The sequence below is a fragment of the Amycolatopsis sp. NPDC051373 genome (assembly GCF_040689465.1).
Classification (GTDB): domain Bacteria; phylum Actinomycetota; class Actinomycetes; order Mycobacteriales; family Pseudonocardiaceae; genus Amycolatopsis.
Genome location: NZ_JBFBAE010000024.1, coordinates 100,570 through 120,759, shown reverse-complemented (window position 1 = coordinate 120,759; position 20,190 = coordinate 100,570). Strand labels below are relative to the sequence as shown.

Sequence of the window (20,190 nt, the reverse complement as noted above, 5' to 3'; positions counted from 1 at the left end):
CGAACGAGTGACAGATCATCTCTCGGTCATCAGCCAGTCGCCGAGAGCATCACGGTTTGGATATGGCACCCTGGGGCGGTGGACCGGCCGAAGGACGCACGAGGAGACGACCGGCGAGCCTCGTACGCCGGTTCAGCCAGGCGTGCGACGTCGGCCTCGTCAAAGAATTCGTCGAGTAGTTCGTCATCCAGCTCGAGGAGCTCCGGCAACTCTCCACTCACGGACACGGGCTCCCCGCGCGTCGGCCAGTTCCGGCCGTCGAAGCCGCCCGCCCAGCGCGTGGGCGAGGACCGCTACCGCCCCGGCTCCCGGCGCACCAGCGCGGAGCCGCTGAAGGCGTCGTGGCAGCCGAAGGGTGATGAGGAGAAGCCCGCCGCCCGCAGGCCGGCCGCGAAGAAGCGCGGCGTCGGCGGGTTCGTGAAGACCTACGGCTGGCGCGTGTACGCGCTGCCGATCCTGGTCGTCATCACCGCGCTCGTCGTGGTGAACACGGCCACCAGCCCGGCCGAGCCCGGTTCGACCACCACCGCGGGCAGCGGCGAGTCGGCGGTGGGCGACGCGGCGGCCGGCGCGATCGACGGTGGCCAGGCCATCCCGGAGAACCCCGCCAAGCCGGCGGACGTGAACGTGCCGACGGCCGAGCTGCCCACAGGCGGCAACTACACCGAGAGCGGCAAGGGCACCTGGCACGTCGTGCCGGGCTCCGGCCCGACGGTCGGCAAGAGCGGCAAGCTGTACACCTACACCGTCGAGGTCGAAGACGGCATCGACCCGTCGAGTTACGCCGGTGACGACAGCTTCGCCACGGCCGTGCAGGGCATCCTGTCCGACCCGCGCAGCTGGACGTGGAACGGCAAGATCCGGCTGCAGCGCGTGGACGCGAGCTACCCCGACCCGAGCTTCCGCGTGAGCCTCACCACGCCGAACACCACGCACCGCGCCGACGCGTGCGGGTTCCAGATCAAGTTCGAGGCCTCGTGCTACCGCCGCAGCATGGGCCGGGTGCTCATCAACCTCGCCCGCTGGGTGCGTGGCGCGAAGGCCTACGGCGCGGACATGACGGGCTACCGGCAGTACGCCATCAACCACGAGGTGGGCCACGCGCTCGGCAACATCCACGTCGGCTGTCCCGCGACCGGCGACCCCGCGCCCGTGATGATGCAGCAGTCGTTCGGCGTGGCCGACGACTATGTGGCGATGCTCAACAACATCCCCGGCGGTGACAAGGGCAAGGTGGCGTCCGACCACCACGTCTGCGTGCCCAACGCCTGGCCGAACCCCACGCCGCCGGCGCAATAACGGTCTCGCGTTACAAAGCAACCCTCGTCCCACGATCCGGACGCCGGGAAGCCCACCTTGCCTGTGGGCGTTGTGGATACTGGGATTGACTACGCGATCCACGCGAGTATGGAGGACCCGATGTCAGACACGGCACTGCCGCCGCTCGTTGAGCCGGCTGCGGAGCTCACGAAGGAAGAGGTGGCCCGGTACAGCCGCCACCTCATCATCCCGGACGTCGGGGTGACCGGGCAGAAGCGACTCAAGAACGCGAAGGTCCTGGTCATCGGTGCCGGCGGCCTCGGCAGCCCCGCGCTGCTGTACCTCGCCGCGGCGGGTGTCGGCACGCTCGGCATCATCGACTTCGACGTGGTCGACGAGTCGAACCTGCAGCGCCAGGTCATCCACGGCGTGTCCGACGTCGGCAAGCTCAAGGCCGCGTCGGCGCAGGAGTCGATCGCCGAGATCAACCCGCTGGTCAAGGTGCACCTGCACGTCGAGCGGCTGGAGTCGGCGAACGCGCTCGAGATCTTCGAGCAGTACGACCTGATCCTCGACGGCACCGACAACTTCGCCACTCGCTACCTGGTCAACGACGCCGCCGTGCTGCTGGGCAAGCCGTACGTGTGGGGCTCGATCTTCCGCTTCGAGGGCCAGGTCAGCGTCTTCTGGGAAGACGCGCCCAACGGCAAGGGCCTGAACTACCGCGACCTCTACCCGGAGCCGCCGCCTCCCGGCATGGTCCCCTCGTGCGCCGAGGGTGGCGTGCTGGGCGTGCTGTGCGCGTCCATCGGCTCGATCATGGTGACCGAGGCGATCAAGCTCATCACCGGCATCGGTGAGCCCCTGCTCGGGCGGCTCATCAGCTACGACGCGCTGGAGATGAAGTACCGCGAGGTCAAGATCCGCAAGGATCCCGAGACCCCGAAGATCACCGAGCTGATCGACTACGAAGCCTTCTGCGGTGTCGTGTCCGACGAGGCCGCGCAGGCCGCCTCGGGCAGCACGATCACGCCGGCGGAGCTCAAGGCCAAGTTCGACAACGGCGACGACTTCGCCCTCATCGACGTCCGCGAGCCCGGCGAGTACGAGATCGTGAACATCAAGGGCGCGACGCTGATCCCGAAGGACCGCATCCTCTCGGGCGAGGCGCTGGCCGAGCTGCCGCAGGACAAGCCGATCGTGCTGCACTGCAAGTCGGGTGCGCGTTCGGCGGAGGCGCTGGCCGCTCTGCACGCGGCCGGGTTCAAGGACGCCACACACCTCGGTGGCGGCATCCTGTCCTGGGCCAAGCAGATCGACCCGAGCCTGCCCACCTACTGACGGTTTCCATCCACGATGGCCTTCCCGGTTCGCCCGGGGAGGCCATCGTGGCGTTTTGGGCGCGCGGCGGCGGGTGTGTCGGAAATATGAAAGCGGTCCGTGACCAGCGCGTCTTCTCGTTCGTGGCGCGCACGGGCGGGTACCTTCGGTTCTCGTGCGGTCCACTCTCGAACGGCCACCCGAGCGGGTGTGCGCGGCCTTCGGCGGCGACATCGGCCTCGTTTCGGCGTTGCCGGACTCGACGGCCTGGCGCTGTGGGGAGCTGGTTTTGAAGCCGGTTTCCGACCGCTCGCGCACGCTGTGGACCGCCCGCGCGCTGGAGCACGCCGACGACCCGGGCCTGCGGATCGCGAAGCCGGTGCGCGCGAGTGACGGCCGTTGGATCGTCGGCGACTGGTCGGCTTGGCGCTACGTCTCGGGCACGGCCGAGAACCACGTCGACGGCGCCATGCTCGCCGCCGTGAAGCTGCACCGCGCCACGGCCGACCTGCCGCGGCCCGATTTCCTGTCCGCGCGCGACGACCTCGACGCGGTGGCCGACCGCATCGCGTGGGAAGAGCTCGACCGTCCGCTCGACGAGGCCAAGGGCGGCCGCTGGTTCGAGGTGCTCGCGCCGTCGCGCCGGCCGATCAAGCTGCCGTTGCAGGTCGCGCACGGCGAGCTGCTCGCGGGCGTGCTCTTCGACGGTGATGCCGCGCCCGGCATCGTCGACTTCGTGCCGTACTACCGGCCGGGCGAGTGGGGCGCGGCCATCGTGGCCGTCGACGCCATGGCTTGGGGCGGTGCCACCGGCGAGCTGCTCGACCGCTGGGCGCACCTGCCGGAGTGGCCGCAGCTGCTGCTGCGCGCGGTGCTGTTCCGCTTGGCGGCCAACGCGTTGAACCCGCGTTCGACGGGTGCGGCGCTCGACGGTCTGCGCGCGGCGGCGCGTGAGGTCAGCGCGATCCTCTGAGTTTTTCCGACCTCACCGTGGGGTCGCGGGAAGTGGCGAGTGATGTCAACTGCCTGAAACAATCAGGCATCTCCAGGTAACACGGCGTGCTTAGCGTCGGGGCCATCGCCGACCCCGAGGAGCGCCCGTGCCGCACGTCGACACGCACTGCCCCTACTGCGCGTTGCAATGCGGGATGCGCTTGGCGGGCACGCGCGTCACGCCGCGCGACTTTCCGGTCAACGCGGGTGGCCTGTGCCAGAAGGGCTGGACGTCGGGGGAGCTCCTGCGTTCCGGCGATCGGCTGACCACACCGCTGGTCCGGCGCGACGGTGAGCTGGTGCCGGCGAGCTGGGCCGAGGCGCTGGACCTCGTGGCGGCGAAGCTGCGCGACCTGCGGGTTTCGCACGGGCCCGACTCCGTCGCGGTGTTCGGCGGCGGTGGGCTGACCAACGAAAAGGCTTACCTGCTGGGGAAGTTCGCGCGGATCGCGCTGGGCACCTCGCAGATCGACTACAACGGCCGGTTCTGCATGTCGTCGGCCGCGGCGGCGGGCCTGAAGGCGTTCGGCGCCGATCGCGGGTTGCCGTTCCCCGTCACGGATCTCGCGGACGCGGACGTCGTGCTGCTGGCCGGGGCGAACCCGGCGGAGACGATGCCGCCGTTCGTGCAGCACCTGCGAGGTGCCGAGCTGATCGTGATCGACCCGCGGCGCACGCCGACGGCCGAGCTCGCGACCCTGCACCTCGCGCCGGCGCCGGGGACGGATCTGGCTTTGGCGTTGGGAATCCTGCACGCGGTGGTCGCCGACGGGCATCTCGACAAGTCCTATGTGGATCTTCGGACGGCCGGGTTCGACGAAGCCTGGCGCCTTGCCGCTGCGTGGTGGCCGGAGCGGGCCGAGCGCGTGACCGGGGTCGCGGCGGCCGATCAACGCCGAGCTGCCGCGATGCTGGGTGAGGCGCACAACGCGTACGTGCTGACTGCGCGGGGCACCGAGCAACACGCGACGGGGACGGCGAACGTCGGCGGGTGGATCAACCTGGCGTTGGCGTTGGGGCTGCCCGGTCGCGTCGGCTCCGGGTTCGGCTGCCTCACCGGGCAGGGCAACGGCCAGGGCGGGCGCGAGCACGGGCAGAAGGCGGACCAGCTGCCGGGGTACCGGAAGATCGACGACCCGGCCGCGCGCGAGCACGTCGCCGGAGTGTGGGGTGTCGCGCCGGAAAGCCTGCCGGGGCCGGGGCGTTCGGCGACGGAATTGCTCGAGGCGCTGGGGCAGGAGGGCGGGCCGAAAGCGTTGCTGGTTTTCGGCAGCAACGTCGTGGTATCGGCGCCGCGGTCCCGGCGGGTCGAAGATCGACTGTCCGCTTTGGACCTTCTCGTGGTCGCCGACTTCGTGCTGTCGGAGACGGCCGAGCGCGCTGACATCGTGCTCCCCGTGACGCAGTGGGCCGAGGAAGACGGCACGCTCACCAACCTCGAAGGCCGAATTCTCCTGCGCCGCAAGGCCGTCGACGCGCCGGTGGGCGTCCGGTCCGACCTCGACGTGCTGCAGGAGCTCGCCACCCGCCTCGGCCAGCCCGCCGAGCGGTTCCCGGTGGACCCCCCGGCTGTCTTCGAGGAGCTGCGCGCGGCGTCCAAGGGCGGCACGGCGGACTACTCCGGCGTCACCTACGACCGGCTGCGCTCCGGTGAGGCGCTGCACTGGCCGGTGCCTTCCGCGGAGCACCCCGGAACCCCGCGGATGTTCCTCGATCGCTTCGCCCACCCGGACGGCCGGGCCCGGTTCGCCGCCGTCGACCACACCGGGCCCGCGGAGCTGCCCGACGCCGAGTTTCCCTTGCAGGCCACCACGGGCCGGGTGCTCCAGCACTACCAGTCCGGTGCCCAGACGCGCCGGATCGCGGAGCTGGTGGACGTCGTGCCCGAGGTGTTCGTGGAGATCCACCCCGACACCGCCGCCCGCGCGGGCCTCGCGGAGGGAGAGCGGGCGCTGGTCCGTTCGCGACGCGGGGAGACGGTCGCCCGAGTGCGGTGCGTCGCCTCGCTGCGGCCCGACCTGGTGTTCCTGCCGTTCCACTTCCCCGGTGCGGGGCGCGCGAACCTCCTGACGAATCCGGCGCTCGACCCGGTGAGCCGCATGCCGGAGTTCAAGGTCTGCGCGGTCGCGCTGTCCAGAGTGGACGCCGGGGTGGACGCATGAGCGCCCGGCACGTGGTCGTGGCCGGTTACGGCATGGCCGGCGCCCGGCTGGCCGACGAGCTCCGGCGCCGGGACCCGTCGGCGGAACGGGTGCGGCTGACGATCGTGGGCGCCGAGCCGCATCCCGCGTACAACCGGGTGCTGCTGTCGTCCGTGCTTGCGGGCGGGCTGAGCGCGGCGACAGTGCGGCTGCACGACGAGGACTGGGCGGCTCGGGCTTGCGTCGACCTGCGGCTGGCCACGTCCGTCACCGGGGTCGACCGCGCGAACCGTCGCGTGGAGACCACCGACGGCCCGCTGGCGTACGACGCGCTCGTGCTCGCCACCGGCGCCACGCCGTGGCTCCCACCGGTCGAAGGGCTCGAGCCGGGGCCGGGCGTCGCGACGTTCCGGACCCTCGACGACTGCACCCGCATCCTCGACGCCGCCCGGCCCGGTGCTCCGGTCGTGGTGCTCGGCGGCGGGCTGCTCGGCCTCGAAGCGGCACGGGGCCTGGCCGGGCGCGGCGCGAACGTGACCGTGGTGCACCCGCACGGCCACCCGATGGAACGTCAGCTCGACGCCGGCGCCGGCCGCGTGCTCGCGCGGCGGCTCGCCGAGCTGGGCGTGACCTTCCGCTTCGACGCGACGGCCGCGCGCCACCTGCCCGGTGACGGCGTGAAGCTCGACGACGGCAGCTTCGTCCCGGCCGACCTCGTGGTGGTCGCCGCCGGCGTCCGCCCGGACACGGCGCTGGCCGAGGCCGCCGGGCTCGCGGTGGACCGCGGCGTGCTCGTCGACGACCTGCTGCGCACCAGCGACGGCCGCATTCACGCACTCGGTGACTGCGCGCGCCACGCCCACGCACCGGCCGGGCTCGTGCAACCCGCCTGGGAGCAGGCGGCCGTGCTCGCGGACCTACTCACCGGCGCCGACACCGCGGCGCGCTACCGAGGCACGACGGTGGTCACGCGGCTGAAGGCCCGCGGTGTCGACTTGACCGCGCTCGGCGAGACGCATGCGAGTGACGACGCCGACGTGCTCACGATCGACGACCCGTCCGGCGGCCGCTACGGCAAGCTCGTGGTCCGCGGCAACCGCGTGACCGGCGCGATCCTGCTCGGCCTGCCCGATGCCGCGGCCACCGTCACGCAGTTCCACGATCGCGGCATCCCACTGCCCGAAGACCGGCTCGCCGTGCTGCTCGGCCGCGCGCTGCCCGCGGGCGCGCCGGCCGCCGCGAGTCCCGCCGACCTGCCGGCGTCGGCGCTGATCTGCCGGTGCAACGCCGTGACCAAGGGCCGGCTCGTCGACGCGTGGCGCGGTGGCGCCACCGACGTTGCCGCGCTTGCCCGCACCACCCGCGCCACCACCGGCTGCGGCGGCTGCCACGACACCGTGTCGGCCGTCGCGGGCTGGTTGGCGGCGCAGTGAGCACCCGACTCTCTCTCGCCAAGGAGGACGCCGTGAAGAATCGCTGGATCGAGCACTGGACACCCGAGGACGAGACCTTCTGGGAGACGACCGGGAAGCGGATCGCCCGCCGCAACCTGTGGTTCTCCGTGTTCGCCGAGCACATCGGGTTCTCGATCTGGACACTGTGGTCGGTTGTCGTGCTGTTCATGGGCCCCGCGTACGGGTTCTCGGCGGCGGACAAGTTCCTGCTGGTGTCCACGCCGACGCTCGTGGGCGCGATTATGCGGCTGCCTTACACGTTCGCGGTGGCGAAGTTCGGTGGCCGCAACTGGACGATCTTCAGCGCGACGCTGCTGCTGGTGCCGACGGTGCTGACGGCGATCGTGCTGCACCCCGGAACGTCGCTCGGCACGTTCGTGCTGATGGCCGCGCTGGGCGGGGTCGGCGGCGGGAACTTCGCGTCGTCGATGACGAACATCAACACGTTCTACCCGGAGCGGTACAAGGGCTGGGCGCTCGGCCTCAACGCGGGCGGCGGAAACCTGGGTGTCGCCGTGATCCAGCTGGTCGGCTTGCTGGTGATCGGCACCGTGGGGGCGACCGCGCCGCGACTGGTGTTGTTCATCTACCTGCCGCTGATCGTGATCGCGGCCTTGTGCGCCGCGCTGTTCATGGACAACCTCGCCACGGTCCGCGGAGACACCAAGGCCATGCGTGAAGTCGTCCGATATGGACACACGTGGGTGATGTCGCTGCTGTACGTCGGCACGTTCGGGTCGTTCATCGGCTACAGCTTCGCGTTCGGGCTGGTCCTGCAGAACCAGTTCGGCCGCACGCCGTTGCAGGCCGCGGCGGTGACGTTCCTCGGGCCGCTGCTCGGTTCGCTGGCACGACCGCTGGGCGGCCGGCTGTCCGACCGGCTCGGCGGCGGCCGGGTCACGTTCGCGACGTTCGGCTTGATGGCGCTCGCCACGGTGGTGCTGGTGCTGGCTTCGTCGGCGAACTCGCTGGGGTTGTTCACGGTCGCGTTCATCGTCCTCTTCGTCCTGACGGGCATCGGCAACGGTTCGACGTACAAGATGATCCCCGCGATCTTCCAGGTGAAGGCGCGCGCGGCCATCGACCTCGGTGGTGACGAGGCCGCGGAGCTGCTCAAGGCCCGCCGCCTGTCGGGTGCGTTGATCGGGCTCGCGGGGGCGATCGGCGCGTTGGGCGGGCTGTTCATCAACCTCGCGTTCCGGCAGTCGTTCGCCGACGCGCACAGCGGGATTCCCGCGTTCGTCGGCTTCCTGGTGTTCTACGCGGTGTGCGTGGGGGTGACGTGGGTGGTGTACCTGCGCAAACCCGCGGTGCGGGCGCAGGTCGCACTGGCCGGGGCGGAGGTCTGATGAGGACTCTCGTAGTGGCCGGGCACGGCATGGTCGCGCACCGGCTCGTGGAGGCGCTGCGCGCGGCGGACACAGCCGGCGAGTGGCGGGTCGTGGTGCTGGCCGAAGAGAACCGGCCCGCGTACGACCGGGTGGCGCTGACGTCTTATGTGGACACGTGGGATCCGGCCGCGCTGGCCCTGCCGGGCGCGGACTACCCGGAAGATTCCCTTGTGGATCTTCGCCTCGGTGATGCCGTGGTGGCGGTGGACCGGGCTGCCCGCACGGTGACGACCGCGTCCGGTCGCGTGCAGGAGTACGACGCGCTGGTGCTGGCCACGGGCTCGCGGCCGTTCGTGCCGCCGGTGCCGGGGCGGGAGCTGCCGGGCGTGTTCGTGTACCGGACGATCGAAGACCTGGATGCCATCCGGGTGGCTGCGTCGAAGCCGGGCCGTGGGCGTCGGTCCGCGGTGGTGATCGGCGGCGGGCTGCTCGGGTTGGAGGCCGCGAAGGCCTTGCGGGACATGGGCTTGTCGCCGCACGTCGTGGAGATGGCGCCGCGGCTCATGCCGCTGCAGGTCGACGAGGGTGGTGGCGCGCTCCTGCGGCGGCTCATCCAGCAGCTCGACGTGACCGTCCATACCGCAACCTCGACGGACTCTCTCGAAGCTGACGGATCCCGGCTGTTGGCCAAGCTCGGCAACGGTACGGAGCTGGACGTCGACCTCGTGGTGTTCTCCGCGGGTGTCCGCCCGCGCGACGACTTGGCGCGTGAGTGTGGCCTGGCAGTGGGCGAACGCGGTGGGGTGCTGGTGGACGCCGAGTGCCGCACCAGCGATCCGGCCGTGTTCGCGATCGGCGAGTGCGCGGCCGTCGAGGGGCGGGTGTACGGGATCGTCGCGCCGGGGTATGCGATGGCGGAGGTCGTCGCGGCGCGGCTCACCGGGGGAGTGGCGTCGTTCCCGGAGCCGGACACGGCCACGAAGCTCAAGCTGATGGGTGTCGACGTCGCCAGCTTCGGCGACGCGCACGCGGCGACCGAAGGCGCGCTGGAAGTCGCGGTGAACGACGCCGTGGCCGGGACGTACAAGAAGCTCGTGGTCACCGACGACGGCCGGACACTGCTCGGCGGCGTGCTCGTGGGCGACGCGGCCGAGTACCACACGCTGAGAGCGCTCGTCGGCCGTCCGTTGCCCGCGGAGCCGGGTGCGCTGCTCGCCCCGGCCGGCGGAGGCGCGGCGGTCGGGGTGGAGGCGTTGCCGGACGAGGCCCAGATCTGTTCGTGCAACGGCGTTTCCAAAGGCGCGCTGACGCGGGCCGTCCACGAGGACGGCTGTGACTCGGTCGGCAAGCTCAAGGCGTGTACGCGGGCGGGCACGTCGTGCGGCTCGTGTGTGCCGATGTTGGCGAAGTTGCTGAACGCGTGCGGGGTTGAACAGTCGACGGCGCTTTGCGAACATTTCGCGCAGTCGCGGGCCGAGCTGTTCGAGATCGTGCGGGCCACGCGCATCTCCACGTTCAGCGAGCTGGTCAGCCGCTACGGCACGGGTTCGGGCTGCGCGGTGTGCAAGCCGGCCGTCGCGTCGATCCTGGCGACGCTCGGCAACGGCCACATCCTCGGCGGCGAGCAGGCGACGCTGCAGGACACGAACGACAAGTTCCTGGCGAACCTGCAGCGCAACGGCAGCTACTCCGTGGTCCCGCGTATCCCCGGTGGCGAGATCACACCGGAGAAGCTGATGGTGATCGCGCAGGTCGCGAAGGACTTCGGGCTGTACACGAAGATCACCGGCGGCCAGCGGATCGACCTCCTGGGCGCGACGGTGGACCAGCTGCCGGAGATCTGGCGGCGGCTCGTGGACGCGGGGTTCGAGTCCGGGCACGCCTACGGCAAGGCGCTGCGGACGGTGAAGTCGTGCGTCGGGTCGACCTGGTGCCGCTACGGCGTGCAGGACAGCGTCGGCCTCGCGATCGAGCTGGAACTGCGCTACCGCGGATTGCGTTCGCCGCACAAGATCAAGTCCGGCGTCTCCGGCTGCGCGCGGGAATGCGCGGAGGCGCGCGGCAAGGACTTCGGCGTGATCGCGACCGAGCACGGCTGGAACCTCTACCTGGGCGGCAACGGCGGCGCCACCCCGCGCCACGCGCAGCTCTTCCTGTCCGATGTGGACACGCCGACGTTGATCCGGACGATCGACCGGTTCCTCATGTTCTACATCCGCACGGCCGACCGGCTGCAGCGCACGGCACCGTGGCTGGAGGAGCTCGACGGCGGCCTGGAGCACCTGCGCGCGGTGATCGTGGACGACAGCCTCGGCATCTGCGAGGACCTCGACGCCGCGATGGCCAAGCACGTCACGGACTACGAAGACGAGTGGCGCGGCGTGCTGGAGGATCCGGAGAAGCTGGCGCGGTTCAGCTCGTTCGTGAACGCGCCGGGCACGCCGGACCCGTCGATCTCGTTCCGGCCGGAGCGCCTCCAACGGGTTCCGGTACTGCTGGGTGTACCGCTGCTCGAGAAATCGGAGGTGCGGCGATGACGACATCGATCGAACGGACCTGGACGGCGGTGTGCGCGGTCTCGCGGGTGGGCGACTGCTCCGGCGTGGCGGCGCTGGTGGAGGGCGAGCAGGTGGCCGTGTTCCACGTCGGCTCGGAGTGGTTCGCTCTGTCCAACTGGGATCCGTGCAGCGCCGCGGCCGTGCTGTCGCGCGGGATCGTGGGTGACGCCGGTGGTGAGCCCGTGGTCGCGTCCCCGGTCTACAAGGAACGGTTCTCGCTCCGCACCGGACAGTGCCTGGACTCGCCGGACGTTTCCGTGCCGGTCTACCGCGTGCGTGTGCGGGAAGGGATCGTCGAGGTGGGCTCCCCATGACGGACGTGCTCCCGCTGGCCGGTTTCGTCGCCGGCATCACCGCGGCGCGCCGGGCGGACGAGCTCGGCGCGCTGCTCGTGCGCAAGGGGGCCGGCGTTCGGTACGGCCCGGCCATCCGGATCGTCCCGCTCGCCGACGACACGGAACTGCACGCGGCCACCGTTCGGTTGCTGGAGTCCACGGTGGACGTTGTCGTCGCCACCACCGGCATCGGCTTCCGCGGCTGGGTGGAGGCCGCCGAGGGCTGGAACCTCGGCGACGCGCTGCTGAACCACCTCGCCCGCGCCAGCCTCGTCGCCCGCGGCCCGAAAGCCACAGGCGCACTGCGGGCGGCGGGCTTGTCGGAGGACTACTCCCCGCCGTCCGAAAGCAACGCGGGCGTGCTGCAGCACCTGCTGGAATCCGGTGTGGACGGGCTGACGATCGCCGTCCAGCTCCACGGCGAGCCGCTGCCGTTCTTCACCGAGACCCTGCGCGCGGCGGGCGCGTCGGTGATCGAGATCCCCGTCTACCGCTGGGTCGGCCCGGCCGACCCGGGCCCGCTCGACCGCCTGGTGGACGCCGTGCTCGACGGCACCGTCGACGCCCTGCCCTTCACGTCCGCGCCGGCCGCCGCGTCGACGCTCGCCCTGGCCCGCCGCACCGGCCGCCTGCCTGCCTTGGTCGACGCCCTGACGTCGCGCGTGGTCGTCGCCTGCGTCGGCCCCATCACGGCCGCACCCCTTGCGGCGCTGGGCATCCCCACCGTCCAGCCCGCGCGCTCCCGCCTCGGTGCCCTCGCCCGCACCGTCGCCGACGCGCTTCTGGCCCGCACCCCGTGCCTCTCCGTCGCCGGCCACGCGCTGGAACTGCGCGGCCACGCCGTCCTCCTCGACGGCGACTGGCACGACATCGCCCCCGCCCCCATGGCCTTGCTCCGCGCCCTGGCCCACTCGCCCGGCCGCGTCGTCTCCCGACGCGAACTCACCACCTCCCTCCCGGGCGGCGGCGAGGAACACGCGGTGGAGACGGCGATCGGCCGCCTGCGCACTGCCCTCGGCGGCCCGGCCGTGATCCAGACCGTGGTCAAACGCGGCTACCGGCTTGCCGTCGACCGGTGAGGCCGGCGCGGATACTGGAGCCATGCCGCAGCCGCACGAGACCGCGATCGCCCACCTGGCAACCCTCGCGACCGGGGCGCCCGCGGACCCGTCGTGGCGGGTGACCCTGCACTTCCACCCGGATCGCCTCGTCGCGGAGACACCGATTCTGGAACTGCTGGCTCGTGACGGGGTGTACCGGTCGCAGTTCGAGACCGGCACGGGCAACGGGGGCCTCACCGCGCACCCCGGCGGCGCCCGCTGGCAGTGGGAGAGCCGGATCTTCGCCGGCGCCTACGACGACGCACCGCCGGCGCAGCGGCCGAAGTACGGTTCGCTGAACTTCCGCCGACGCCGGATCGGCGGCTCACCGCGTTTCGGGTCGGCCCACCTGCGCCTGGCCGGGCCGGTGCTGGCTCGCACCACGTTCTGCTACCCCGACAGCTTCTTCGAACCCCGGCGATTCGGCGTCGCGTCGAGCCTGTCGGCGTTGATCGCGGCAGCACTGGCGGACGACCCGGATCCGCTCGACGACTACGTGGAAGCGCACGTCCACGGTGTGCTCGATCTTCATACCGACGTCGAAGCTGTGGTGCTGGACCCCTGCTACCGCGGCACTCCGATCGAGGCCGCTGCCGCCCGGTTGCCGTGCGCCGTCGAATGGCACGGCGGCTTTGCCCTGGCTACGAGCGAACTGCGTCGGCATCCGGAGTACCGAGGCCCGGAGTTCGTGCGGCTCGGGGAATCGCTGGCCCGCGACGGCCGCCTCGATCCCCGCGTCCTCGGCGACGCTTCGCGCGCCGGCCGTCACGACGAGCAATCGCTCAAACGGGTCTGGCACTACGTGGCGAGGTTCGGCTCCGCCGAGCTTCGCGGGTGACGCACTCGACTGTCCGAAAAGGACTCGACTCCGTCAAGCTCGGCTGCCCGCCACTCGTCGACCACTGAAATCGGGCAGCTCCAGCGCACTGTGCTCCGGCCGACCCGGCCCGACCGGCAGCGTCGTGAGTTCGCGCAGGTGGGCGTTGCGTTCGGCGAGGGCGTCGGCCGTAGCGGGGAACATGGTGGCGTTGCCGACGGAGACGAGGGCCTGGTTGGCCTCGACGAACGGGCGCGCCGTGCGCTCGTAGCCGTCGAACGCCGCCGTGTGGTCGGCATGGGTGGCCAGCTCGCCCGCCAGCACGTAGGCGCCGACCAACGCGGTGCTGGAGCCCTGGCCCGTGAGGAACGACGGGGCGTGCGCGGCGTCGCCGACGAGGGCGACGCGGCCGGAGGACCAGCGCGGCAGGTGGATCTGGCTGACGATGTCGAAGAACAGGTCGTCGGCCGTGCGCATCGCCGCGACCAGTCGGGGGAGTTCCCAGCCGTCTCCGGCGAACACCTCGGCGATGAGTTCGCGCTGCGCGGCCGGGTTGCGGAAGGCGTCGAAGGGCGGCTCGGGGCGGGTGAAGTTGAGGAAGCCGAAGATGGTGTCGCTGTCGCCCACGGCGTAGAGGGCGGCGCCGCGGCCCGGGGTGGACCAGAGGACGCCCTCGTGGGCCAGGCCGAAGTCGTTGTGCATTGTGAAGCCGGCGAAGCAGTAGCCGAGGTAGCGGTGGGACTGCTCCTCCGGGCCGAACGCCAGCGCGCGGACACCCGAGTGCAGGCCGTCGGCGCCGATGACCAGGTCGAACGTGCGGCGCCGGCCGCTGCGGACGGTCACGTCGACGGCGTCGCCGCGGTCGTCGAGGGTGGCGAGGCTGTCGTTGAAGAGGAACTCGACGTCGTCGCGGATGGTGCTGTAGAGCGCCTCGGCGAGGTCGCCCCGGCGGACCTCCAGGTCGCGGCCCTCGACGCCGCCGGCGATGGCGTCGGGGCTGAGCGACGCGACTGTGCTGCCGTCTTCGTTGAGGAAGGTGAGCCTGCGGCTGTCGACGTGGGCTTCGCGCAGCCGCGACATCAGGCCCATGCGCTCGACGACGCCGAGAGCGGTGCCGCGGATGTCGATGGGGTAGCCGCCGCCGCGCAGGGCTTCGGCCTTCTCGACGACGGTGACGTCGAAGCCGTATTCACGCAGCCAGTAGGCCAGGGCGGGGCCGGCGATGCTGGCGCCGGAGATGAGGACGGTGGTCATGATGTCTCCTCGATAGCTAAGTTAGGTATGCTTCTTGCGGGCGCGCTGGGCCTGGGAAGACTCCTGCGCTCGAGGCAACTGTATAACTAACTTAGGTATGTAAGGGGTGTGATGAGCGACACAGAAGGTCGGCTCGACCCGTTGACGGTGCTGCCGCGCCTGATGCAGCTGAGCACGGTGCTCAACCGCAGCCACCTCGCGGAACGAGCCATGGAGCAGGCCGGCCTCGCCCTCGACCGGCCGGCGCTCACCGTGATCATCACCCTGCAGATGGCGGGCAAACCGCTGCGCGTCGGTGAGATCGCGACGCGCATGCAGGTCGTCGGCCCCCACGTCACGCGCCACCTGAACGAACTGGAGAAGCGTGGCCTCATCCACCGCGTCACCGACCCGGACGACCAGCGCGCCCGCCTCATCGAACTCACGCCGGACGGCGCCGCCGCGGCCGGGCGCTACCTGCAGACCGTCCTGAGCTGGTTCACCGAGGCCGTGGCCGACTGGTCGATCGAGGACCAGCGGGCCTTCGGCACGCTGTTGAACCGATTCGTCGACGACCTGACGGCCCGGGTGTCCGAAGTGGATTAGGCCCAGGTGACGGAGAAGTCCGCGTACCCCCGAGCCGTGGCAGCCCGGGAAGCTTCTTCCTCAGCCGCATTCCGGTCCGCCGCGCGAAGCGGATCGAACGCCGTCATCGTGAAGGCGAGACGTTTGCCTGAACCGCGGGTGCGCCAGACGCCCATCAGCTCGCCGTCCACCAGCAACGCGCCGGGGCTGCCGAGAATCTTCCACACTTCCTTCGCGCGGGCCTTGTCCGGCACCAGCACGGCTTTGTCGCGGGCCTGCGTGAACGGATCCAGCGGCGGCAGCAACCGAACCACCGACGGCGACGGCGGATTCTCCAGCGTGGCCACCTGATCGGCGGGCAGGAACGCCCGGCGACCGTCCACTTTGACCTCGACCAGATCATCAGGCCAGGCAGCCGACAGAGCCGTCTTCGCCGTGCCCACGAAACCCGCCGCGTCGCCTTGGGTGGCGGGGCCGTTGAATGTCAAGTAGCCGCGCACCACACGCGACACCGCGGCCGCGTCGGGCGAAGTGCGCATCCGGCCGCGGTTCTCCAGCGGTGCCAGTGTCGCCGGGGATTGGTCGGCTTCCAGGCGCACGCCGCCGTGGAGGGTGGCCAGGCGCATGAGCTGCTCCTGGATGTGCGTGGCGTTGCAGGGGCGGCACCAGCGGGAGTACTCGGGGGGTAGCTCGCGCGTGGCGGCGGCGCTCACCGCGCCCTTCGACATCGGCTGCGTCACGACCTTGCGGATGGCCCGCGCCGCGGTGAAGAGCACCTCCGACGCGGGCACGCCCGTCGCGCCGATTTCCTTTTTCTGCCAGAGCATCCGGGCCAGGGCGTCGGCGTCGTCGAGGGGGATCAGCGACGTCACGAGCTCGCGCAGGTCTTCGCGCCGGTGGAAGTGCGGGGCGCCGCGGTGGGACCAGACGAGCACCACACGCGGATCGTCAACAAGGGACGTCGGCTCGACCGGTGTCGAAGACCGCGCCGAGAGGGCGAGCAGGGCGGTGTCACGCATGCTGTCCTGCAGGCCGAGGTCGAACAGCGGCGACGCCACCGGGTCCGCGAAGTCCCGGTGCAGCCCGTGCCGCGCAACCCGGTACGCCATCACCTGCTTGCGGGACACCTCGAGCACAGCGGCCTCCTTCAGCTCAGCGCGTAGTCGAAGGTGTACGACACCGTCGGCTCGCCGATCGTGCCCTTCACCGTGCCCGACCCGGTCAGGCCGGTGAGCTCGCCCGTCGCGGAGCCGGCCACGACATCGAACTTCGACCAGATGCCCTTCGGGTCGAAGCCGCCCTCGTGCCGGACCACGAACGTGCCGCGACGGCCGTCCACGGCCGCGTCGAACCGCTCGAAGCTCGGCGACGTGGTGCCGCCGCCGTCGTAACCCTCGCCCGCGTAGTACAGCAGGTAATCGCAGATCGACTCACCTTCGATCACGCCGCTGTACTCCATCGTGGCGTGCGCGTAGGCCACGCGCGGGCCGCCTTCGCTGCCGCTGGCGAGGTGTTCGTCCCAGTTCTTCATGCTGAACGTGTTCATGGGGACCACTCAACCGCCCATACCTGTCAGCTTGTGTCAGGGTTTTCGGTCATACTCGATTCATGCGCGCGTCCCGGCTGCTCACGGTGCTGCTCCTGCTGCAGAACCGCGGCCGGATGACGGCCGAGGAGCTGGCCGCCGAGCTGGAGGTCTCCGTCCGGACGGTCTACCGCGACATCGACGCGCTGTCGGCTTCCGGCGTGCCCGTCTACGCCGACCGCGGCCGCACCGGCGGCTATCAGCTGGTCGACGGCTATCGCACGCGGCTGACCGGGCTCACCGAGGAGGAGGCGCAGTCGCTTTCGCTGGCCGGCCTGCCCGTGGCCGCGGCGGAGCTGGGCCTCGGCACGGTGCTGGCGGCGGCGCAGCTCAAGCTGTATGCCGCGTTGCCGAAGGAGCTGCGCAGCCGCGCGGGTCGCGTCGCCGAGCGGTTCTACCTGGACGTGCCCGGGTGGCACCGCGGGATCGAGAGCCTGCCGGTGCTGTCCGCGGTCGCCGAGGCGGTGTGGTCGAGCCACCGCATCCGGATCCGCTACGAACGCTGGGGCCAACGCGAGGTCGAGCGCGTGCTGGAGCCGCTCGGCCTAATCCTCAAGGCGGGCAACTGGTACCTCGCCGGCCGGTGCGAGGGGTCCGATCGCACGTACCGGATTTCCCGGATCCTCGAGCTGGTGGACCTCGGCGAGGCTTTCGAGCGACCGGCGGATTTCGACCTGCCTCGTTACTGGCAGGAGTGGTCGGAGCAGTTCGAGCGGCGCATGTACCCGCGGCTCGCGACCGTGCGCCTGTCGCCGCGGGCGCAGGGTCTGCTGCCGTTCTACGCGGGCAGCGTCGGGGCGCGGGCGCTGCGCGAGGCCCTGGACGGCGGCGCGGTCGCCGATGAGGAAGGCTGGCTCACGATGCGGCTGCCGGTCGAGCCGGGGGAACCCGCGATCGGCGAGCTGCTGCGGTTCGGGTCGCACCTGGAGGTGCTCGAGCCGGCGGACCTGCGGGCGCAGCTCGCGGAGGCGATCAGGGAGATGGGCGCGACCTATGGGTGAGCTGGACGGGGTGCGGATCGGCGTCACGGCCGAACGCCGCGCCGACGACCTCATCTCCGCGCTGCTCCGCTACGGCGCGCAGGTGCGCCACGCGCCGACGATCACCATCGTGCCCCTCGCCGAAGACCCCGAGCTGCGGCTCAGCACCGAAGCCGTGCTTGCCGCGCCGGTTGCTTTCACGGCCGTCACGACCGGCGCCGGCTTCCGCGGCTGGCTCGCCGCCGCCGACGGCTGGGGCCGCAAGGACGACCTGCTCACGACGCTGGGCTCGTCGCGGATCTTCGCGCGCGGCCCGAAAGCCGTGGGCGCGGTGCGGGGCGCGGGGCTGCGCGAGGAGTTCTCGGCACCGGGGGAGAGCAACGCCGAGCTGTTCGCCGCGTTGGTCTCCGCGGGTGTGGTCGATTCCCGTGTTGCCGTCCAGCTGCACGGCGCTCCGCTGCCGGAGTTCACCGGGCAGCTGGTCGGCGCCGAGGTCGTCGCGGTGCAGCCCTACCGCTGGCACTCGCCCGCCGACACCGCCCCGGTTCTCTCCCTGGCGCGCGAAATCCAGGCGGGCGAAGTCGACGCCCTCGTGTTCACGAGCGCCCCGGCAGCCACCAACTTCCTCACCCTGACCGCCGACACCGGCGCCCTCGACGTGGTGCGCTCGGGCCGGATCAAGACCTTCTGCGTGGGCCCGGTGACGGCGGCACCGCTGGAAGCGCAGGGCATAACGACGTGCCAACCGGACCGGCAACGGCTCGGTGCATTGGTGAAGCTGGTGGTTTCGACGCTGGGGAGGGCTTGATGGGTGAGTTCAGGGGTTCGTTCGCGGTGCCGCTGGACGGCGAACGCACCCAGCTCGAGGCGTTCATCGAGGAATACCGCGTGGGCATCGAGATGACGCTCGACGGGCTCACCGAGGAGCAGGCCCGCCGTCAGCTCGTGCCGTCGGCGACGACGCCGCTCGGGCTGCTCAAGCACGTCACCTGGATGCAGCGGGTGTGGTTCGAGGAATGCGTCGGCGGCACGTCCCGCGGTGAGCTCGGGCTGGTGCGGAGTCCGGACGAGTCGTTCCGGCTCGCCGACGACGACACCGTCGCCTCGGTCACGGCGGCCTACCGGGAGGCCTGCGCCACGGCCCGGACGACGGTCGCGGACCTGGCGCTGGACGCCGTCGTGACCGGCCACCGGTCCGGCCCGCGCACCGTTCGCTGGGTGTACCTGCAGGTGCTGCGGGAGCTGGCCCACCACTGCGGCCACGCCGACATCCTGCGCGAACAGATCCTGGCCGCCTGAGCTCAGGAAGCCACAGCTCAGGAAATTGCAGCCACGCGCTCGCGCCCGACCGCTTCCTCGCTGAGGCCGTGGCGCCAGTAGCCGGTGAAGCAGATCGTGTCCTTGTCGAAGCCTCGTTCGCGAACGAGGTGGCGGCGGACGCGCTTCACGATGCCGGCCTCGCCCGAAACCCAGGCGTACGGCGCGCCGCCGGGCAGGTTCGCGGCGCGTACGGCATCGAGCAGAGCTTCGCCGTGGGGCCGGGTGCCTCGCACGACCCAGTGCAGCTCGACGGCACCGGCGGTGTCGAACGTCTGGCGTTCGGCGCGGCCGGGGCTCTCGACGTAGATCGAAGCCCGCGCCGATCGCGGCAGGTTCTCCACGATCGCGCCGATCGCGGGCAGCGCCGTCTCGTCGCCGACCAGCAGCTGCCACTCGGCGGTTTCCGGCACCTCGTACAGGCTGTGCGGCCCCACGAACGCGACCCGGTCGCCCGCCGCCGCCCGCGCGGCCCACGCCGAGGCCGGGCCCAGCGTGTCGTCGTGGAGCACGAAGTCGATGTCCACCTCGCCGAGCGCGGGCCGGAACGCGCGCACGGTGTAGGTGCGCATCGGCGGCCGGACCTCCTCGGGCATCGCGAGGTAGGACTGGTACCAGGACACCACGTCGCCGCTCGTCGGCGGGGGCGGCAGCGGCGGCTCGTCCTGACCGTCGAGAGGGAAGAACACCTTGAGGTAAGCGTCGGGTCCGGAGCCTTCGGTCGCGGCGAGCGTGGCGCAGTCGAAGGTGACCCTGGCCATGTGCGGGGTGACCCGCCGGACCGCGGTGACCCGGCCGCGGTGCGCAGTCAGCAATGCCATTAGGCAACCTAACCTAAGTGGCAGCGTCAAAACAGACCTTCGGGTTCCTCCGCTTCCGGTAGTCCATCGGGCCGCCAGCGGTACTCGCGCAGGTTCACGCGCTGGCCGTCGGCGAGCACGCCTTCCGCGCGCAGGAGTTCGAGCTGTCGGTGGGCCAGATGCGGCGCCGGAGTGCCGTTGGCGCGCAGGATCCGCTGCCACGGCAGGTCGTGCCCGTCTTCAGCGAGCACGCGCCCGACGAGCCGGGGTGAAGGAGCGCCGCTGAGCGCGGCGATGTCACCGTAGGTCGCCACCGTGCCCGCCGGCACGTCGCTGATCACAGCCCGGATCCGTTCGTGAAGTTCGTCGTCCACCCGAGCA

At 71.2% G+C, this 20,190-nt stretch carries 19 protein-coding genes; 14 read left to right on the top strand and 5 right to left on the bottom strand.

Annotated elements, in window-relative coordinates:
* Positions 1-78: 78 nt before the first annotated feature.
* The 10 genes from AB0383_RS36295 to AB0383_RS36250 all read left to right on the top strand — a co-directional run bounded on the left by AB0383_RS36295 (position 79) and on the right by AB0383_RS36250 (position 13,330).
* Positions 79-1,299 (top strand): DUF3152 domain-containing protein, encoded by a 1,221-nt coding sequence (locus AB0383_RS36295; RefSeq protein WP_364186507.1) that lies wholly within the window; start codon positions 79-81, stop codon positions 1,297-1,299.
* A 120-nt stretch (positions 1,300-1,419) separates the two neighbouring features.
* Positions 1,420-2,601, top strand: coding sequence for an adenylyltransferase/sulfurtransferase MoeZ (moeZ, locus tag AB0383_RS36290; protein ID WP_364186509.1), 1,182 nt, complete (start codon positions 1,420-1,422; stop codon positions 2,599-2,601).
* A gap of 154 nt (positions 2,602-2,755) precedes the next feature.
* Positions 2,756-3,553 carry a TIGR02569 family protein gene (locus AB0383_RS36285; protein WP_364186511.1) on the top strand — a complete coding sequence of 266 codons (798 nt, stop codon included), beginning with the start codon at positions 2,756-2,758 and terminating at the stop codon, positions 3,551-3,553.
* Positions 3,554-3,680: 127 nt separating this feature from the next.
* Entirely contained in the window at positions 3,681-5,735 is a 2,055-nt protein-coding gene (locus AB0383_RS36280) for a molybdopterin-dependent oxidoreductase (RefSeq protein ID WP_364186512.1), read from the top strand.
* Entirely contained in the window at positions 5,732-7,147 is a 1,416-nt protein-coding gene (locus AB0383_RS36275; protein WP_364186514.1) for an FAD-dependent oxidoreductase, read from the top strand. The genes AB0383_RS36280 and AB0383_RS36275 overlap by 4 nt, the downstream gene beginning before the upstream one ends.
* Before the next feature lie 32 nt (positions 7,148-7,179).
* On the top strand, positions 7,180-8,517 hold the full coding sequence (locus tag AB0383_RS36270) for a nitrate/nitrite transporter (RefSeq protein WP_364186515.1): 1,338 nt from the start codon (positions 7,180-7,182) through the stop codon (positions 8,515-8,517).
* Complete coding sequence (gene nirB / locus AB0383_RS36265) at positions 8,517-11,036, top strand: nitrite reductase large subunit NirB (RefSeq protein WP_364186516.1); 2,520 nt, start codon at positions 8,517-8,519, stop codon at positions 11,034-11,036. The genes AB0383_RS36270 and nirB overlap by 1 nt, the downstream gene beginning before the upstream one ends.
* Complete coding sequence (gene nirD, locus AB0383_RS36260) at positions 11,033-11,371, top strand: nitrite reductase small subunit NirD (protein ID WP_364186518.1); 339 nt, start codon at positions 11,033-11,035, stop codon at positions 11,369-11,371. The genes nirB and nirD overlap by 4 nt, the downstream gene beginning before the upstream one ends.
* A complete protein-coding gene (locus tag AB0383_RS36255) occupies positions 11,368-12,471 on the top strand; it encodes a uroporphyrinogen-III synthase (protein WP_364186520.1) in 1,104 nt (367 codons plus the stop codon). Before nirD ends, AB0383_RS36255 begins: the two co-directional genes overlap by 4 nt.
* A 100-nt stretch (positions 12,472-12,571) precedes the next feature.
* Positions 12,572-13,330 (top strand): DUF3626 domain-containing protein, encoded by a 759-nt coding sequence (locus tag AB0383_RS36250; RefSeq protein ID WP_364186573.1) that lies wholly within the window; start codon positions 12,572-12,574, stop codon positions 13,328-13,330.
* Positions 13,331-13,363: 33 nt separating this feature from the next.
* On the opposite strand, the gene AB0383_RS36245 is transcribed toward AB0383_RS36250, so the two are convergent.
* Positions 13,364-14,563 (bottom strand): FAD-dependent monooxygenase, encoded by a 1,200-nt coding sequence (locus tag AB0383_RS36245; protein WP_366189719.1) that lies wholly within the window; start codon positions 14,561-14,563, stop codon positions 13,364-13,366.
* Between the two features lie 111 nt (positions 14,564-14,674).
* On the opposite strand from AB0383_RS36245, the gene AB0383_RS36240 reads away from it, so the two are divergent.
* Positions 14,675-15,148, top strand: coding sequence for a MarR family transcriptional regulator (locus tag AB0383_RS36240; protein ID WP_364186524.1), 474 nt, complete (start codon positions 14,675-14,677; stop codon positions 15,146-15,148).
* Here AB0383_RS36240 and AB0383_RS36235 read toward each other — a convergent pair.
* Together AB0383_RS36235 and AB0383_RS36230 are read right to left on the bottom strand one after the other, a co-directional pair.
* On the bottom strand, positions 15,145-16,263 hold the full coding sequence (locus tag AB0383_RS36235; protein ID WP_364186526.1) for a crosslink repair DNA glycosylase YcaQ family protein: 1,119 nt from the start codon (positions 16,261-16,263) through the stop codon (positions 15,145-15,147). The genes AB0383_RS36240 and AB0383_RS36235 overlap by 4 nt on opposite strands.
* An 11-nt stretch (positions 16,264-16,274) precedes the next feature.
* A complete protein-coding gene (locus AB0383_RS36230) occupies positions 16,275-16,673 on the bottom strand; it encodes a DUF3224 domain-containing protein (protein WP_364186528.1) in 399 nt (132 codons plus the stop codon).
* 62 nt (positions 16,674-16,735) lie between these two features.
* Here AB0383_RS36230 and AB0383_RS36225 point away from each other — a divergent pair, with 62 nt between their 5' ends.
* Genes AB0383_RS36225 through AB0383_RS36215 form a run of 3 tightly spaced genes read left to right on the top strand, consistent with a single transcriptional unit; the run spans position 16,736 to position 18,991 of the window.
* A complete protein-coding gene (locus AB0383_RS36225; RefSeq protein ID WP_364186529.1) occupies positions 16,736-17,713 on the top strand; it encodes a YafY family protein in 978 nt (325 codons plus the stop codon).
* Positions 17,706-18,500 (top strand): uroporphyrinogen-III synthase, encoded by a 795-nt coding sequence (locus AB0383_RS36220; RefSeq protein ID WP_366189718.1) that lies wholly within the window; start codon positions 17,706-17,708, stop codon positions 18,498-18,500. The genes AB0383_RS36225 and AB0383_RS36220 overlap by 8 nt, the downstream gene beginning before the upstream one ends.
* Positions 18,500-18,991, top strand: a complete 492-nt coding sequence (locus tag AB0383_RS36215) for a DinB family protein (protein WP_364186533.1) — start codon at positions 18,500-18,502, stop codon at positions 18,989-18,991. Before AB0383_RS36220 ends, AB0383_RS36215 begins: the two co-directional genes overlap by 1 nt.
* Positions 18,992-19,008: 17 nt before the next feature.
* On the opposite strand, the gene AB0383_RS36210 is transcribed toward AB0383_RS36215, so the two are convergent.
* Positions 19,009-19,830, bottom strand: a complete 822-nt coding sequence (locus tag AB0383_RS36210) for a siderophore-interacting protein (protein WP_366189717.1) — start codon at positions 19,828-19,830, stop codon at positions 19,009-19,011.
* A gap of 26 nt (positions 19,831-19,856) precedes the next feature.
* Complete coding sequence (locus AB0383_RS36205) at positions 19,857-20,183, bottom strand: MGMT family protein (protein WP_366189716.1); 327 nt, start codon at positions 20,181-20,183, stop codon at positions 19,857-19,859.
* Positions 20,184-20,190 lie beyond the last annotated feature (7 nt).